Annotated in this window: 17 protein-coding genes and 1 tRNA gene; 5 read left to right on the forward strand and 13 right to left on the reverse strand. The window is 65.2% G+C overall.

The annotated features are described in order from the left end of the window. Positions 1 to 23 precede the first annotated feature (23 nt). The 9 genes from rplT to DFS13_RS32855 all read right to left on the reverse strand — a co-directional run bounded on the left by rplT (position 24) and on the right by DFS13_RS32855 (position 8,353). Positions 24 to 383: a 50S ribosomal protein L20 gene (gene rplT / locus DFS13_RS32810; protein WP_004192938.1), complete on the reverse strand. Its 360-nt coding sequence runs from the start codon at positions 381 to 383 to the stop codon at positions 24 to 26. Between the two features lie 30 nt (positions 384 to 413). Next, the gene (rpmI, locus tag DFS13_RS32815) at positions 414 to 611 is read right to left on the reverse strand and encodes a 50S ribosomal protein L35 (RefSeq protein WP_004191477.1); all 198 of its coding nucleotides are present in this window, start codon (positions 609 to 611) and stop codon (positions 414 to 416) included. 190 nt (positions 612 to 801) lie between these two features. Continuing rightward, positions 802 to 1,326 carry a translation initiation factor IF-3 gene (infC, locus tag DFS13_RS32820; protein ID WP_071734130.1) on the reverse strand — a complete coding sequence of 175 codons (525 nt, stop codon included), beginning with the start codon at positions 1,324 to 1,326 and terminating at the stop codon, positions 802 to 804. 49 nt (positions 1,327 to 1,375) lie between these two features. Further along, complete coding sequence (gene thrS, locus DFS13_RS32825) at positions 1,376 to 3,283, reverse strand: threonine--tRNA ligase (protein ID WP_006486105.1); 1,908 nt, start codon at positions 3,281 to 3,283, stop codon at positions 1,376 to 1,378. 271 nt (positions 3,284 to 3,554) lie between these two features. Then, positions 3,555 to 3,631, reverse strand: a tRNA-Val gene (locus DFS13_RS32835). 85 nt (positions 3,632 to 3,716) lie between these two features. Further along, entirely contained in the window at positions 3,717 to 5,951 is a 2,235-nt protein-coding gene (locus DFS13_RS32840) for a bifunctional (p)ppGpp synthetase/guanosine-3',5'-bis(diphosphate) 3'-pyrophosphohydrolase (RefSeq protein WP_006486099.1), read from the reverse strand. Between the two features lie 39 nt (positions 5,952 to 5,990). Continuing rightward, a complete protein-coding gene (locus DFS13_RS32845; protein ID WP_006486103.1) occupies positions 5,991 to 6,344 on the reverse strand; it encodes a RidA family protein in 354 nt (117 codons plus the stop codon). 80 nt (positions 6,345 to 6,424) lie between these two features. Then, on the reverse strand, positions 6,425 to 7,321 hold the full coding sequence (locus DFS13_RS32850) for an alpha/beta fold hydrolase (RefSeq protein WP_012492553.1): 897 nt from the start codon (positions 7,319 to 7,321) through the stop codon (positions 6,425 to 6,427). Between the two features lie 123 nt (positions 7,322 to 7,444). After that, positions 7,445 to 8,353 carry a LysR family transcriptional regulator gene (locus DFS13_RS32855; RefSeq protein ID WP_006495363.1) on the reverse strand — a complete coding sequence of 303 codons (909 nt, stop codon included), beginning with the start codon at positions 8,351 to 8,353 and terminating at the stop codon, positions 7,445 to 7,447. Positions 8,354 to 8,487: 134 nt separating this feature from the next. Between DFS13_RS32855 and DFS13_RS32860 the strand changes: the two genes are divergently transcribed. Genes DFS13_RS32860 through DFS13_RS32870 form a run of 3 tightly spaced genes read left to right on the forward strand, consistent with a single transcriptional unit; the run spans position 8,488 to position 10,824 of the window. Beyond that, a complete protein-coding gene (locus tag DFS13_RS32860; protein WP_006486092.1) occupies positions 8,488 to 9,045 on the forward strand; it encodes an ester cyclase in 558 nt (185 codons plus the stop codon). Positions 9,046 to 9,056: 11 nt separating this feature from the next. Next, positions 9,057 to 10,073 (forward strand): polysaccharide deacetylase family protein, encoded by a 1,017-nt coding sequence (locus DFS13_RS32865; protein ID WP_111442622.1) that lies wholly within the window; start codon positions 9,057 to 9,059, stop codon positions 10,071 to 10,073. A 37-nt stretch (positions 10,074 to 10,110) separates the two neighbouring features. Further along, positions 10,111 to 10,824, forward strand: a complete 714-nt coding sequence (locus tag DFS13_RS32870; RefSeq protein WP_034201837.1) for an SDR family oxidoreductase — start codon at positions 10,111 to 10,113, stop codon at positions 10,822 to 10,824. 76 nt (positions 10,825 to 10,900) lie between these two features. Here the strand turns inward: DFS13_RS32870 and DFS13_RS32875 are convergent, their stop codons facing one another. Next, positions 10,901 to 11,542: a CoA transferase subunit B gene (locus DFS13_RS32875; protein WP_111442623.1), complete on the reverse strand. Its 642-nt coding sequence runs from the start codon at positions 11,540 to 11,542 to the stop codon at positions 10,901 to 10,903. A gap of 1 nt (position 11,543) precedes the next feature. Then, positions 11,544 to 12,248 (reverse strand): CoA transferase subunit A, encoded by a 705-nt coding sequence (locus DFS13_RS32880; protein WP_006488507.1) that lies wholly within the window; start codon positions 12,246 to 12,248, stop codon positions 11,544 to 11,546. A 220-nt stretch (positions 12,249 to 12,468) separates the two neighbouring features. Between DFS13_RS32880 and DFS13_RS32885 the strand changes: the two genes are divergently transcribed. Then, the gene (locus DFS13_RS32885; RefSeq protein WP_006488515.1) at positions 12,469 to 13,014 is read left to right on the forward strand and encodes a LuxR C-terminal-related transcriptional regulator; all 546 of its coding nucleotides are present in this window, start codon (positions 12,469 to 12,471) and stop codon (positions 13,012 to 13,014) included. A gap of 128 nt (positions 13,015 to 13,142) precedes the next feature. Here DFS13_RS32885 and DFS13_RS32890 read toward each other — a convergent pair whose 3' ends face one another. Further along, a complete protein-coding gene (locus DFS13_RS32890) occupies positions 13,143 to 13,592 on the reverse strand; it encodes a thioesterase family protein (RefSeq protein WP_006488508.1) in 450 nt (149 codons plus the stop codon). A 32-nt stretch (positions 13,593 to 13,624) separates the two neighbouring features. After that, positions 13,625 to 14,407: an SDR family oxidoreductase gene (locus DFS13_RS32895; RefSeq protein WP_011545236.1), complete on the reverse strand. Its 783-nt coding sequence runs from the start codon at positions 14,405 to 14,407 to the stop codon at positions 13,625 to 13,627. Between the two features lie 179 nt (positions 14,408 to 14,586). Here DFS13_RS32895 and DFS13_RS32900 point away from each other — a divergent pair. Continuing rightward, positions 14,587 to 15,053, forward strand: a 467-nt coding sequence (locus DFS13_RS32900) for an NAD(P)/FAD-dependent oxidoreductase (protein ID WP_134163146.1), incomplete at its 3' end; no start/stop codon positions are given.

Below are 15,053 nucleotides of genomic sequence, written 5' to 3' on the forward strand. Positions count from 1 at the left end.
ACCACGCAGTGCTAATTTCGCAATTAGGCTGCAACGGCGGCTTTCACCTGCTTGACGATCGCAGCAAAAGCAGCCTTGTCGAACACCGCCATGTCGGCCAGCACCTTACGGTCGAGTTCGATCGACGCCTTCTTCAGGCCGTTGATGAACACGCTGTAGGTCATGTCGTGCTGGCGAACTGCCGCGTTGATACGCGTGATCCACAGTGCGCGGAACACACGCTTCTTGTTGCGGCGATCGCGGTACGCGTACTGACCAGCGCGCATCACCGCCTGCTTGGCGATGCGGTAGACGTTATTGCGGCGGCCGCGATAACCCTTGGCCAGGTTGATGATCTTCTTGTGGCGGGCCCGTGCGGTTACCCCACGTTTGACTCGAGGCATGTTTCTCTCCTTGGAGTATCAGTTGAGGGGTTACGCGAACGGGAGCATCGCGCGGACGGAGTTCAGATCGGAATCATGAACTGCCGTTGCGCCGCGCAGATGGCGCTTGTTCTTCGTGGTTTTCTTGGTCAGGATGTGGCGCTTGAAGGCTTGACCGCGCTTGACGGTACCGCCCGGACGCACCACGAAGCGCTTTGCAGCGCTCTTCTTGGTCTTCATCTTAGGCATGACGAACAACTCCAGTTTATTAGATGGCGATGGGTGTGCGGTTGGCTTGCGCCCTTGACCCGCCCTTCGAAACCCAGTCCACTTGTGTACGGCGACCCGCTTGCGCAGCCGCCGTCATTGTTGGCGCGCCGCCCTGACCGGGCAACGCGCCGAACCACTGTCGAACCTGCGCGCGACGCGCGCGGGCCCGTTACTTCTTTTTCTTCGGCGAGAGCACCATGATCATCTGGCGCCCTTCCATCTTCGGCATCTGCTCGACCTGGCCGACTTCCTCGAGATCCGTGCGCAGACGTTCGAGCATCCGCATACCGATTTCCTGGTGAGCCATTTCACGGCCGCGGAAACGCAACGTGATCTTCGTCTTGTCGCCCTCTTCGAGGAAGCGCACGAGATTGCGGAGCTTGACGTTGTAATCCCCGTCATCGGTACCCGGGCGGAACTTGACTTCCTTGACCTGGATGACCTTCTGCTTCAGCTTCGCTTCGTGCTGCTTCTTCGATTCCTGGTACTTGAACTTGCCGTAATCCATCAGACGGCAAACCGGCGGCACCGCTTGCGGCGCGATTTCCACCAGGTCAACATCCAGTTCTTCCGATTTACGGAAAGCGTCAGCGAGTTTTACGATACCGAGCGGTTCGTTCTCGATCCCGACCAGGCGCACTTCCGGCGCAGTGATTTCACCGTTGATGCGGTGCGACGACTTATCAGTAGCGATGTTACGTTTCCTCTAAAAATTAAAAAAACGAGCCGCGCTGCCAGGGCGGTTACTTGAACGAGCGCAGGTCTTCCTGCAGACGCTCAACGAAGGCTTCGACCGGCATTACGCCAAGATCGACGCCGCCACGGGCACGCACGGCTACCGTTTGCGCATCACGCTCCTTATCGCCCACGACGAGGAGATAAGGCACCTTTTCCAGCGTGTGCTCGCGTATTTTATAGCTAATCTTCTCGTTGCGCAAATCGGCCGCCACTCTAACCCCTTGTTTTTGCAACGATTGGGCCAGAGACTGCGCATATTCGGCCTGACTTTCGGCGATATTGAGCACAATTGCCTGATACGGCGCGAGCCAGACCGGCATTGCACCAGCATGGTGCTCGATCAAAATGCCGAGGAAACGCTCCATCGAACCGACGATCGCGCGGTGCAGCATCACCGGCCGGCGGCGGCTGTTGTCTTCCGCCACGTATTCGGCACCCAGGCGCTCCGGCAGCACCATGTCGAGCTGAAGCGTGCCGCACTGCCACGAGCGGCCGAGCGCGTCCTTGATGTGGTACTCGATCTTCGGGCCGTAGAACGCGCCCTCACCCGGCAACTCTTCCCACGTGAGACCACAAGCCGTCAGCGCATCGCGCAAACCTTGCTCGGCACGATCCCAGGTCTCGTCCGTACCGGCACGCTGATCGGGGCGCAGCGACAGCTTGATGTCGATGTGATCGAAACCGAAATCCTTGTACACGCTCATGGCCAGCGTGTTGAACGCGATCGATTCCGAGATGAATTGATCTTCCGTACAGAAGATGTGCGCATCGTCCTGCACGAAGCCGCGCACGCGCATCAGGCCGTGCAGCGCGCCCGACGCCTCGTTGCGGTGGCACGAGCCGAATTCCGCGTAACGCAGCGGCAGATCGCGGTACGAACGCAAGCCGTGCTTGAACACCTGGACGTGCCCCGGACAGTTCATCGGCTTGATCGCGTAGTCGCGTTTCTCCGACTCCGTCGTGAACATGTTCTCGCGATAGTTCTGCCAGTGGCCCGACGCTTCCCACAGCGAGCGGTCCATGATCATCGGCGTCTTGATCTCGAGATAGCCGGCCTCGTTGACGCGGCGGCGCATGTACTGCTCGACCTGCTGCCACAGCGCCCAGCCCTTCGGATGCCAGAACACCATGCCCGGCGACTCTTCCTGCATGTGGAACAGGTCGAGCTGCTTGCCCAGCTTGCGGTGATCGCGCTTTTCCGCTTCCTCGAGCATGTGCAGGTACTGGTCCTGGTCTTCCTTCTTCGTCCAGGCCGTGCCGTAGATGCGCTGCAGTTGCTCGTTCTTCGAATCGCCGCGCCAGTACGCGCCCGCGACCTTCATCAGCTTGAAGACCTTCAGCTTGCCGGTGGAGGGCACGTGCGGGCCGCGGCACAGATCGGTGAAGCCGCCGTGCGAGTACAGCTTGATTTCGTCGCTTTGCGGAATCGATTCGATGATCTCGGCCTTGTACTTCTCGCCGATGCTGCGGAAATAACCGGCCGCCTCGTCGCGCGACACGACACGGCGCGTGACCGGCTCGTCCTTCTTCGCGAGTTCCTGCATGCGCTTTTCGATCTTTTCGAGATCTTCCGGCGTAAACGGGCGGTTGTACGAGAAGTCGTAATAGAAACCGTTGTCGATCACCGGACCGATCGTCACCTGCGCGTCCGGATACAGTTCCTTCACCGCATACGCGAGCAAGTGGGCGGTCGAGTGGCGGATGATGTCGAGGCCGTCGGCATCCTTGTCCGTGACGATCGCGAGCGACGCGTCGCGGTCAATCACCGTCGACGTATCGACGAGCTCGCCATCGAGCTTGCCACCAAGCGCAGCCTTCGCAAGGCCGGGACCGATCGAGGCCGCAACCTCGGCAACTGTCACCGGATGCTCGTATTGTCGAACTGAGCCGTCAGGCAAGCGTATCGAAACCATAGCAATCTCCGTGATGCCGACAGTGGGCGGCAGACCAGGTACGCGAGATCGAACTCACGCGTGAAAAATTCGCGACAAAAAAAATGCGGCCCCGCTTTCGAGGGGCCGCATTCGATACTTCACTCAAACTGAAAGGGCGAAAACGTTCCTCGACTAGCGTCGCTCCGAAGTGGTTTCGGTCAACGTTCGCGGTGTCATAACCGTATTCGCCTTATTCGCGTTGAGTTGTGTACTGCATCGAACACCCGGAGGCCGGGCATTCTCAATTCGTTGGTAGGCTCGATTGGACTCGAACCAACGACCCCCACCATGTCAAGGTGGTGCTCTAACCAGCTGAGCTACGAGCCTAGAGAAGCTAAGATTATATGGAGCCGTTACGGGCTTGGCAAGTGTTTTTATGCGGTCGCAGCAAAATAACGCGGTTCCAACCCCATCACACCTTCCGCCCCGCCCGCACGACGCCCTGCACCTCGCCGAGCAGCGTACATGCGCGCTGCACCTGCGCCGAATTCGATACCTCGACCGTGAACTGCATGAATGCCGCATTGCGGCGGCTCTGCGTCTTCACGCCCACGACGTTGATCTTTTCGCGTGCGAACACTTCGGAGATATCGCGCAGCAACCCTTGCCGGTCGCTCGCCTCGATCATCAGGTCGACCGGATAGACGGACGCGCCGCGCCCGCCCAGCACGTCGGCCGACCAGGTCGTCTGCAGCACGCGTTCCGGCGCACGCTCGACCATCCGGCGAAACGTCGGGCAGTCGGTGCGGTGGATCGACATCCCCTTGCCGCGCGTGACGAAACCGCTGATCGGATCGGGCGGCGCCGGACGGCAGCAGCGCGCCAGTTGCGTCAGCAACGCGTCGACGCCGACCACCAGCACGCCGGTCGACGCGCCGTGCGCGACGCTCGCGCCGCTGCTGCGCTTCTCGAAATCGGCCGGCGCCTCGGGCGCCGGTTCCGGCGGCGGTGCGTCGGACAGCGCGTGCTCGACGTTGCGCAGGCTGAATTCTTCCTTGCCGACGACCGAGAACAGCTCCTCGGGCGACTTGAAGCCGAGCTTCGCGGCGAGGTTGTCCAGGTTGACCGACGTCTTGCCCTCGCGCTGCAGCGTCTTTTCGACCAGCGCGCGGCCATGCGCGACGTTTTCTTCCTGCTCGATCGAGTTGAACCACGCGCGCACCTTCTGCCGTGCACGCGGGCTCTTCAGGTAACCGAGCTGCAGGTTCAGCCAGTCGCGCGACGGGCCGCCTTCCTTCACCGCGACGATCTCGACCGTCTGGCCGTTCGCGAGCGACGTGTTCAGCGGCACCATCACGCCGTCGACGCGCGCGCCACGGCAGCGATGGCCGAGCTCGCTGTGCAGGTGGTACGCGAAATCGACCGGCGTCGCGCCCTGCGGCAGCGCGATCACGCGCGCCTGCGGCGTCAGCACGTAGATGTGATCGTCGTCGAGCGACGTCTCGCGCAATTGCGCCCACGCCTGGTCGCCCGACACTTCGGTGCCGTCCTCGACGTCGTCCTTCCACGCGAGCAACTGGCGCAGCCACGCAATCTTCTCGTCGTACTTGTCGCTCGCCGAGAACTGGCCGCCATAGCCGCGCGCGCCGGCCTCCTTGTAGCGCCAGTGCGCGGCGACGCCGTACTCGGCGAAGCGATGCATCTCCTGCGTGCGGATCTGCACTTCGAACGCACGGCCGTCGTCGCCGATCACGACCGTATGCAGCGACTTGTAGCCGTTCGGCTTCGGCCGCGAGATGTAGTCGTCGAATTCCTTCGGCACCGGCTGCCACAGGTGATGCACGATGCCGAGCACCGCGTAGCAATCCTTGATGTCGGGCACGATCACGCGAAACGCGCGCACGTCGTACAGCTCGGAGAAATCGAGCTCCTTGCCGCGCATCTTGCGCCAGATGCTGTAGATATGCTTCGGCCGGCCGCTCACGTCGGCCTGGATGTGCGCTTCCGCGAGCTCGTGCTGCAGCCGCGCGATCGCCTGCGTGACGTACGCCTCGCGCTCGATGCGCTTTTCGTCGAGCAGCTTCGCGATCCGCTTGTAGGTGACGGGATCCTCGAAGCGGAACGCGAGATCCTCGAGCTCCCACTTCAGTTGCCAGATACCGAGACGGTTCGCGAGCGGCGCATAGATCTCGAGCGTCTCGCGCGCGACGTCGGGCGGCGGATCGAGCTTCGCGGCCGCGTAATAGCGCAGCGACTGCAACCGCGACGCGAGCCGGATCAGCACCACGCGGATGTCCTGCGCGAAGGCGAGCAGCATCTTGCGCAGCGCCTCGATCTGCGTGCGCCGCTCTTCCGCCGCGTCGCGCCCGGAGTCGGGCTTTGCGTTCTGCGCGGCGCGCAGGCTCACGGTACCGAGCCGCAACAGCTTGCGCACGTCGGACACGAGCCGCGCGACCTCGTCGCCGAAACGCTCGGTCAGCTCGCGCTCGGGGTCGCTCAGGTGCGGCGTCAGCACGAACAGCGCGGCGGCCTGCATCGCGGACGGATCGACGTTCAGCGTGCGCATGATCGCCGCCGTGCCCGCCGAGTGGTCGGCGAGCAGCTCGCCCGACGACAGGCGCGCGTCGCCGGCCCGCTCGCGCACGAACGCGAGCACGTCGTCGAACGACGGCGCCGCGACGGGAGAGGCGGAAACGGATTCGGTCATTGCACGGCCTGCCGGAATACGGTCATCGTCGGATAACGCTCAGCTCCGCTGCGCGGCGACGACCACGATCTCGACGAGCAGCGCCGGATCGGCAAGCTTCGCCTCGACGGTGGCGCGCGGCGGCGTGTTGCCCGGCGCGACCCATGCATCCCACTCCGCATTCATGCCTTCGAAGTTCGCGAGATCCGAGATGTAGATCTGCACCGACAGCAGATGCGCCTTGTCGCTGTTCGCTTCGGCGAGCAGGCGATCGATGTGGCCGAGCACTTCGCGCGTCTGGCCGCGGATGTCCTGCGTGGTGTCTTCGGCGATCTGGCCGGCCAGATACACGGTGCCGTTGTGGATCGCGGTTTCGGAGAGCCGGGCCCCGACGTGGTGACGAATGACTGCCATGAAAATGTTCCGGTCGTGATGAGTGAGGAATCGGACGGCGGCACGGCCCGCGTGCCGCCGAACCGCATATTATGACGCGTTTATGCGTCGCCTTCGACGAAAAACCGCCGCGCGAGCGCAATCTGGTCGGCGCTGACGAAGGCGGGCGCGTGGCCCGCGCCCGGAATCTCGACCTGCGTCACATGGCGGCCGCGGCGAACCATTTCGGCCGCCGTCTCGCGCGACAGCAAGTCGGACGTCTCGCCACGCACGACGAGCAGCGTCGCATCGGTCGCCTCGATCGCGTGCCACAGCGCGGCTTCGCCGAGTGCGGCCAGTTCGGGCGTCGTGGCCTTGAACGGCTCGGCGATGCGCGGGTCGTAGCGCATCGTCCAGCCGCCTTCGGGCAGCTCGTGCAGCAGCGGCCCGTTGATCTCGCGCCACTCGTCGGCGCTCAGCGCGCCGAACGGCAGCGACAGCGACGTCAGGTAGTCGATCCCCTCCTGCTCGGTCGCAAAGCGCGGCTGCACGCCGAGGTATTCGCCGATACGCGTCAGCGAATCGGGCTCGATGCGCGGGCCGACGTCGTTGACGATCATCCGGCGCACCGGCGAACCGGGCAGCCCGGCCAGCGCCATGCCGATCAGGCCGCCCATCGACGTGCCGAACCAGTCGACCGATTCGACGTCGAGCCGCGCAATCAGCGTCACCATGTCGGCCACGTACTGCGGAATCGCATAGTGCCGCGGATCGGCCAGCCGGTCCGATTGGCCGCGCCCGACGACATCGGGGCAGACGACGCGATACGTATCGGACAGCGCGGCGGCAAGCCGGTCGAAATCGCGTCCGGAGCGGGTCAGGCCATGCACGCACACAAGCACGCGCGGATTCGCGGGATCGCCCCACTCGGTATAGGCGACGTGGTGAAGGCCGGCCGCGCTCGCACACTGCACGCGCCGCTGGCGGGGAACCGGGGGATTCGCTGGGGTCGTTGGCATCGTTGGCATCCTGTCGAACGGGGGCGACGCGCGGGACAACGCCTGCGGCGCCCGATGCAAACGATTGTAAACCGCTTCGGAATGACGGGCCGCGACGCGCCCGGCCCACCATCCGGAACGGGTTCAATCGTGGCGGCGCCACGCGTGACGCAACTGCTCGCGCAGGAAATCGACGAACGTCCGCACGCGCAACGACACGTGACGGCCGCCGGGATAGACGGCATGCAACGGCGCGGCGGGCGCCTCGAAGGCCGGCAGCACGCGCACGAGCCGACCGGCGTCGAGATCGGCGCCGACGTCCCAGATCGACTTCAACGCAATGCCCGCGCCTTCGAGCGCCAGCGTGCGCGCCGCGCCGCCGTCGTTCGTCAGCAGCGTGGCCGTCACCTCGACCGCCACGTCACCTTGCGCGCCGTCGAACCGCCATTCGGCACGCGGCTGATCGCCCATCACAATGCATCGGTGTGCACGGAGCTCGGCCGGATGGGCCGGCCAACCGTGCGCCGCGAGATAGCCCGGCGACGCGCACAGCACGCGATGATTCGGCGCCAGCTCGCGCGCGATCATCGTCGAATCGGCCAGATTGCCGATCCGCACGGCGACGTCGATATCGGCTGCCAGCAGATCGACGACCGTATCGGTCAGCATCAACTGCACGGTCAATTGCGGATGTCGCTGCTGAAATGCCGCAATGAGCGGCGCGATCCGCAGGCGGCCGAGTTCGCCGGGCGCCGTCACGCGCAGCACGCCGCTGACCGTGCCGCGGCGATCGCGCATCAGCGTTTCGGCATGCTCGACCTCGGCCAGGATGCGCAGCACCTGCGCATGAAACTGCGCACCGTCGTCGGTGAGCGTCTGCTGCCGCGTCGTCCGGTGCAGCAGGCGCACACCGAGTCGCGACTCGAGATGCGCGAGCCGCTTGCTGACGACCGACAACGACAGGTCGAGTTCGCGCGCCGCCGCCGACAGGCTGCCGGCCGACACGATCCGCGCGAAGGTATCGAGCGCCGGGAAATCGTCGATCAGCGTCATGGCGTGCACCTCGCCCCAACCTTTCCTTTTTTCGAATAATCCATTCGCATTTTGCCAGTATTTGCATGCAGAACGGAAACCTACCATACCTGTTCCGCGTCGTCGCACGACGCCTTCACAGGACCCTCGAAACCATGTCGATCCGCCTTCGTTCGGCCGCCCGCCCCCTCGCGCACGCATTCGCGGCAGCCGCCTGCGTCGTGGCGCTCTGGCCCGCCGCTTCCCGTGCCGCCGACCTCGTCGCACCGCACAGCCTGACCGTCGCGGCAGGCTTGCCGGCCGCGCAGGCCCGCGCGCAAATCCTGGCCGCGCGCCGCTACGGCACCTTCTGGAATACCGGCGACCCTGCGCTGGCTCGCGCGGCGCTCGCCGCCGACTTCACCGACCGAACGCTGCCGCCCGGCCGCGAACAAGGCGTACCGGGGCCGCTCGCGGCCTCGGGCACGATGCGCGACGCGATCCCGGACCTGCGCTGTGACATCGAACAGATGATCGTCGCGGGCGACCGGGTCGTCGTGCACCTGCATTTCCGCGGGCATTTCACCGGCGCTTTCAACGGAACGGCGGGGCGCGGACAGGCGATCGACTTCATCGCGACCGATATCTACCGGATCGACCAGGGCCGGATCGCGGAAAACTGGCACATCGAGGACAACCTGACGCTGATGCGTCAGCTCGGGCTCGTCGGCTGACGGAGGGAACGATGACTCACGGCAACCACCCTCCCGCGACGCCGCTGCCGCGCCGCACGTTCCTGGCCCAGGCCGGCGCCGGGCTCGCGGCCGGCGTCGCGGCGGCCGCAGGCGCCTCCCTGCCGGCAACCGCCGCGCCAACGCCGGCGCCGGCGCTCGCCGCACCGGGCGCCACGCCGTTCTGGCCCGACGGCGCGCGCATCGTGATCTCGATCTCGATGCAGTTCGAAGCAGGCGGACAGCCGCCCACGGGCGCGGACAGCCCGTTTCCGACCATCGCGTTCCCGCCGTCGGTACCGGTCGATCTCGCCTCGGCCACCTGGTTCGCGTACGGCTACCGGGAAGGGATTCCGCGCCTGCTCGATCTGTGGGACCGGCACGGCGTGAAAGTGACGTCGCACATGATCGGGGAAGCCGCGCGCCGGCACCCCGATCTGGCGCGCGAGATCGTGTCGCGCGGCCACGAAGCCGCCGCGCACGGCCCGACGTGGCGCGCGCAATTCGCGATGAGCCGCGACGACGAGCGCCGCTTCCTGACCGAAGCACGCGACATGGTCGAAGCGGTGACCGGCCAGCGTCCGACCGGCTACAACTGCAACTGGCTGCGGCGCGGACCGCATACGTTGTCGCTGCTGCAGGAACTCGGCTACACGTATCACATCGACGACGTCAGTCGCGACGAACCGTTCGTCGAGACCGTCGGCGGTCGCGATTTCGCCGTGGTCCCGTACACGCTGCGCAACAACGACATCCTGCTGATCGAAGGCCGCCACTACACGCCGGCGATGTTCCTCGAGCAGATCAAGCTCGATTTCGACCAGTTGTACGCGGAAGCCGGGCAGCGGCGCAGACTGATGTCGATCAGTGCGCACGACCGGATCAGCGGCACGCCGCAGATGGTCCGCGCGTGGGACGACTTCCTGCACTACGCGCGATCACATCCGGGGGTCGCTTTCATGCGCAAGGACGATATTGCGCGCTTCGCGCTGCGCAGCCCGTCGACGCTGCGCGAGACCGAAACGATCTGACCGGATGCCGTTCAACTCATCACCAGGAATGACCTTCATGAATGATCCGCTCCACGGCAAGAACGTCCTCGTCGTCGGAGGCAGCTCCGGCATCGGCGCCGCCACCGCGACGGCTTTCGCGCGACACGGCGCGCGCGTGACGATCGCGTCGCGCGATCCGGGCAGGTTCGACGTCGATGCCATGCCGGGCGCGCACGTGCGGACCGAAACGCTCGACATCACCGATACGGCGGACGTCGATGCGTTCTGCGCGCGCGCCGGCCAGTTCGACCACGTCGTGATTTCGGCCGCGAAGACGGCCACGGGCGCAGTCCGCGCGCTGCCGCTTGCCGACGCGCAGGCTGCGATGGACAGCAAGTTCTGGGGCGCGTACCGCATCGCCCGCGCGATCGATATCGCGCCCGGCGGCTCGCTGACGTTCGTGTCGGGCTACCTCAGCGTGCGACCGAGCGCGTCGTCGGTGCTGCAAGGCGCGATCAATGCGGCGCTCGAGGCGCTCGCCCGCGGCCTGGCGCTCGAGCTCGCGCCGGTTCGCGTGAATACCGTGTCGCCGGGCCTGATCGCGACGCCGCTGTGGGACAAGCTCGCGCCCGATGCCCGCGACGCGATGTACGCCGGCGCGGCCCGGCGGCTTCCGGCCCGCAGGGTCGGCCAGCCGGAGGATGTCGCGAATGCGGTCCTGTATCTGGCGGCCACGCCTTATGCAACCGGTTCGACGGTACTGATCGACGGCGGCGGCGCGATTGCGTGACGCATGCGGTCATGACAAAACGCCCCGCATTCCGTGAGGAACGCGGGGCGTCGAGCATGACGCAACGACGTGATGCTCAGGCCACGACGCTGACGTCGAGCGGTGCGCCCGTCTTCGACTGGATCTCTTCGGCGCTCACGCCGTCGGCGAGTTCGAGCACCTTCAGGCCGGCCGGCGTCACTTCGATCACGCCGAGATCGGTGATGATCAGGTCGACCACGCCGACGCCCGTCAGCGGCAGATTGCATTCGTCGAGGATCTTGTGCTGATCGCCTTTCGCGACATGCTCCATCAGCACGACGACACGCCCCACGCCCGCGACGAGGTCCATCGCGCCGCCCATCCCCTTGATCATCTTGCCCGGGATCATCCAGTTCGCGAGGTCGCCCTGCTTGCTGACCTGCATCGCACCGAGGATCGCGAGGTTGATGTGGCCGCCGCGGATCATCGCGAACGAATCGGCCGACGAGAAGATCGACGAGCCCGGCAGCGTCGTGACGGTCTGCTTGCCGGCGTTGATGAGATCGGCGTCGACTTCGTCTTCGGTCGGCGACGGGCCGATGCCGAGCAGGCCGTTCTCCGACTGCAGCCACACCTCGACGCCTTCCGGCACGTGGTTCGCGACGAGCGTCGGCAGGCCGATGCCGAGGTTCACGTAGAAGCCGTCCTGCAGTTCCTTCGCCGCGCGCGCGGCCATCTGGTCACGATTCCAGGCCATGTCAGTCTCCTTTCGCGCGTACGACGCGTTGTTCGATGCGTTTTTCGGGCGTCGCGTTCAGCACGATGCGCTGCACGAAGATCCCCGGCGTATGGACCTGGTCCGGATCGAGCGCACCGTTCTCGACGATCTCCTCGACCTCCGCCACGGTGATCTTGCCGGCCATCGCGCACATCGGGTTGAAGTTGCGCGCGGTGCGGCGGTAAATGAGGTTGCCGGACTTGTCGGCCTTCCATGCCTTGACGAGCGCGACGTCGGCCGTCAGCGACGGCTCGAGCACGTAGTGGCGATCGCCGAACTGGCGCGTTTCCTTGCCTTCCGCGATCACGGTGCCGTAGCCGGTATTCGTGAAGAACGCGGGGATGCCCGCGCCGCCCGCGCGCAGCTTTTCGGCGAGCGTGCCCTGCGGCGTGAATTCAAGCTCGAGTTCGCCGGCCAGGTACTGGCGCTCGAACTCCTTGTTCTCGCCGACGTACGACGAGATCATCTTCTTGATCTGGCGCGTTTCCAGCAGCAGGCCGAGGCCGAAACCGTCGACGCCCGCGTTGTTGCTGATGCAGGTGATGCCCTTGACGGCCGAATCGCGCAACGCCGCGATCAGCGCCTCGGGAATCCCGCACAGGCCGAAGCCGCCCACCGCGAAGGTCTGTCCGTCGCGGACGATCCCCTCCAGCGCGGCAGCCGCGCTTGGATAGACTTTGTTCATCAGTTGTCCCTTCCTCTATGGAAACCAGCAAAACCGGTTCACGCGCCACGTGGCGCAAGCCCGCCGCATCATTCTATGCATGCGCGGCAAAGCCTGCGTCGAGGCGCGCTGTTTTTATGTCGCGACACACCGCCGCGAGATGCCTGAAAGGGTACGATGTGACGCCGATGCGGCACAATACGCAAAAATACATAAGCATTTGCCTCCGCTTGCCTGCGCCATGCCCGATCTCGATTACCAGACCGCCTTCCATCTCGCGCCGCTCGGCCTCGTGCTGTCGCGCGACCGCGTGATCGAGGACTGCAACGACGCGCTCGCGTCGATCTTCCGCTGTGCGCGGGCCGACCTGATCGGAAAATCGTACGCGGTGCTCTACCCGTCGACGGACGAATTCCAGCGGATCGGCGAGCGCATCGCACGCGTGATGGTCGCGAACGGCATCTACTCGGATGACAGAATCATGAAACGCGCGGACGGCGAGCTGTTCTGGTGCCACGTGACGGGCCGCGCGCTCGACCGCACCGCACCGCTTGCGGCCGGCGTCTGGACCTTCGAGGATTTGAGCGCGACGCGCCGCGTCGCGGTCGAGCTGACCCCGCGCGAGCGCGAGATCGCCGCGCAACTCGCGACCGGCAAGACCAGCAAGCAGATCGGGCGTGTGCTCGACATCAGCTCGCGCACGGTCGACATCTACCGCGCCCGGCTGATGCGCAAATACGGAACGAACAATACGCCGGAGCTGCTGCAGCGCCTGCTCGGACAGTGAACGCGCGTCGCATCGCGGCGCTCGAATGACGATCGGCCGCACACGGCGGCCGATCCGGGGAAACATCGGGGCAACAACGAACACGGCGCGCCACCGGCAACCCGGTGCCGGCCTGCCGATAGCCGCGCTCAGCCGACTTTCGTCGCGAGCGCGTGCTCGATCGTGTCGCGCAACAGTTGCGGCAGCGGCACCGACTTGCCGAGCGCGTAATCGACCCACACGCAACGCGCGTTGCCGCGGGCATAGACATGCTGCGGATCGTCCGCGCGCGTGAGCTCGAACCCGGTGTCGAAACTGCTTCGGCCGGGCTTCGCGGCCGACATCTTCGCGATCACGTCGCCCGGATAGTGCAGCTGCTTGAGGAACTCCATCGACGCGGTGACGATGACGGGCCCCTGCCCCTCGCCGTTGCCGCCGGCAATGCCGAGCTGCTCGAACCACGAAATCCGCGCCTGCTCCATGTAGCGGAAATAAACCGTGTTGTTCACATGGCCGAACGCGTCCATGTCGCCCCAGCGGATCGGCATCGACATCTCAAAAACGGGGGAGTAATCGTTTGTTGCGTTTGTTGCGCTCATTGCAGTCTTCTTTGTTGCTGAATGTCATCCGCTCACGCGAGGCCGAAGCCGTCGTCCGCGGAGATGATCGAACCATTGATGAACTGCGACTCGTCGGCCGCGAGCAGCAACAACAGCCCGTCGAGATCCTGCGGCTTGCCGACACGCCGGCGCGGCAGCATCGACTGCAGCTTCTGGCCCTGCTCGGTTTCCCACAGGTAATGATTGATTTCGGTATCGATATAGCCCGGACAGATCGCGTTCACGTTGATCCCGTGGCGGCCCCACTCCAGCGCCATCGCGCGCGTCATCTGCACGACCGCGGCCTTGCTCATCGCGTACAGCCCGATCTGCGGGAATACGCGCAGCCCGGCCACCGACGCGATGTTGATGATCCGGCACGGCGGCTTGCCGTTGCCGCCGCCGTTTGCGCGCATGATCATCCGCTTCGCGACTTCCTGCGCGACGAAAAATGCGCCGCGCGTATTCGTATCGAACACGAACTCGAAATCCGCGGGCGTCACGTCGACGAGCTTCTGCATCGTCGACACGCCCGAATTGTTCACGAGGATGTCGATCGTGCCGGCTTCCGTCTCCGCATGCGCGACGGCCGCCTTGATGCTCTGGACGTCGGTCACGTCGAGCGACACGACGTGCGCCGCGCCGCCCGCCGCCTCGATCTCCGCGCGCAACTCCTTCAGGCGTTCGACGCGGCGGCTCGCGAGCACGACCTTCGCGCCGGCCTGCGACAGCACCTGCGCAAAACGCTGCCCGAGGCCGCTCGACGCGCCCGTGACCAGCGCAACCTTGCCTTCCAGATTGATCGATCGACCCATTTGCACATCCCCTTTCGATGTCGTTTCGCCGGCCCGGGCGGCACAGCCCGAGCGGCATTACCCTAGCACAAAAAATAGAACGATCGTGCTAATCTACCTGCATGTTGTTGCGGCAAGCGTTTCGTTTCGCAGACAATACGCTCCCGAATAAAAGCATTCTAACGGTTAGAGGAACGCCAATGACCCCCGCAAGCCTCATCGAGCAATACGGCCCGCGCGAATCGATGGAATACGACGTCGTGATCGTCGGCGGCGGCCCCGCCGGGCTGTCGGCGGCGATCCGGCTCAAGCAGTTGGCCGCCGAGAAAGGCGCCGAGATCGGCGTGTGCGTGCTCGAGAAGGGTTCCGAGATCGGCGCGCACATCCTGTCGGGCGCGGTGATGGACCCGCGCGCGATCACCGAGCTGTTTCCCGACTGGAAGGAGCGCGGCGCGCCGCTCGACGTCGAGGTGACGGAAGACCGCTTCCTGTTCCTGTCCGAGAAGAGCGCGGTCACGACGCCGAACTGGGCGCTGCCCGACAACTTCAAGAATCACGGCAACTACGTGATCTCGCTGGGCAACGTCACGCGCTGGCTGGGCCAGCAGGCGGAAGCCTTGGGCGTCGAGATCTTCCCCGGCTTCCCCGCCGCGGAGATTCTCTACAA

It is taken from the genome of Burkholderia sp. 28_3, from assembly GCF_003253915.1.
GTDB classification, from domain to species: domain Bacteria; phylum Pseudomonadota; class Gammaproteobacteria; order Burkholderiales; family Burkholderiaceae; genus Burkholderia; species Burkholderia cenocepacia.

Excerpts from the sequence above, each read along its gene's own strand:
- rplT (WP_004192938.1), bottom strand. The coding sequence starts at position 383 with ATGCCTCGAGTCAAACGTGGGGTAACCGCACGGGCCCGCCACAAGAAG.
- rpmI (WP_004191477.1), bottom strand. The coding sequence starts at position 611 with ATGCCTAAGATGAAGACCAAGAAGAGCGCTGCAAAGCGCTTCGTGGTG.
- thrS (WP_006486105.1), bottom strand. The coding sequence starts at position 3,283 with ATGGTTTCGATACGCTTGCCTGACGGCTCAGTTCGACAATACGAGCAT.
- DFS13_RS32840 (WP_006486099.1), bottom strand. The coding sequence starts at position 5,951 with ATGACCGAATCCGTTTCCGCCTCTCCCGTCGCGGCGCCGTCGTTCGAC.
- DFS13_RS32845 (WP_006486103.1), bottom strand. The coding sequence starts at position 6,344 with ATGGCAGTCATTCGTCACCACGTCGGGGCCCGGCTCTCCGAAACCGCG.
- DFS13_RS32850 (WP_012492553.1), bottom strand. The coding sequence starts at position 7,321 with ATGCCAACGACCCCAGCGAATCCCCCGGTTCCCCGCCAGCGGCGCGTG.
- DFS13_RS32855 (WP_006495363.1), bottom strand. The coding sequence starts at position 8,353 with ATGACGCTGATCGACGATTTCCCGGCGCTCGATACCTTCGCGCGGATC.
- DFS13_RS32860 (WP_006486092.1), top strand. The coding sequence starts at position 8,488 with ATGTCGATCCGCCTTCGTTCGGCCGCCCGCCCCCTCGCGCACGCATTC.
- DFS13_RS32865 (WP_111442622.1), top strand. The coding sequence starts at position 9,057 with ATGACTCACGGCAACCACCCTCCCGCGACGCCGCTGCCGCGCCGCACG.
- DFS13_RS32870 (WP_034201837.1), top strand. The coding sequence starts at position 10,111 with ATGAATGATCCGCTCCACGGCAAGAACGTCCTCGTCGTCGGAGGCAGC.
- DFS13_RS32875 (WP_111442623.1), bottom strand. The coding sequence starts at position 11,542 with ATGGCCTGGAATCGTGACCAGATGGCCGCGCGCGCGGCGAAGGAACTG.
- DFS13_RS32880 (WP_006488507.1), bottom strand. The coding sequence starts at position 12,248 with ATGAACAAAGTCTATCCAAGCGCGGCTGCCGCGCTGGAGGGGATCGTC.
- DFS13_RS32885 (WP_006488515.1), top strand. The coding sequence starts at position 12,469 with ATGCCCGATCTCGATTACCAGACCGCCTTCCATCTCGCGCCGCTCGGC.
- DFS13_RS32890 (WP_006488508.1), bottom strand. The coding sequence starts at position 13,592 with ATGAGCGCAACAAACGCAACAAACGATTACTCCCCCGTTTTTGAGATG.
- DFS13_RS32895 (WP_011545236.1), bottom strand. The coding sequence starts at position 14,407 with ATGGGTCGATCGATCAATCTGGAAGGCAAGGTTGCGCTGGTCACGGGC.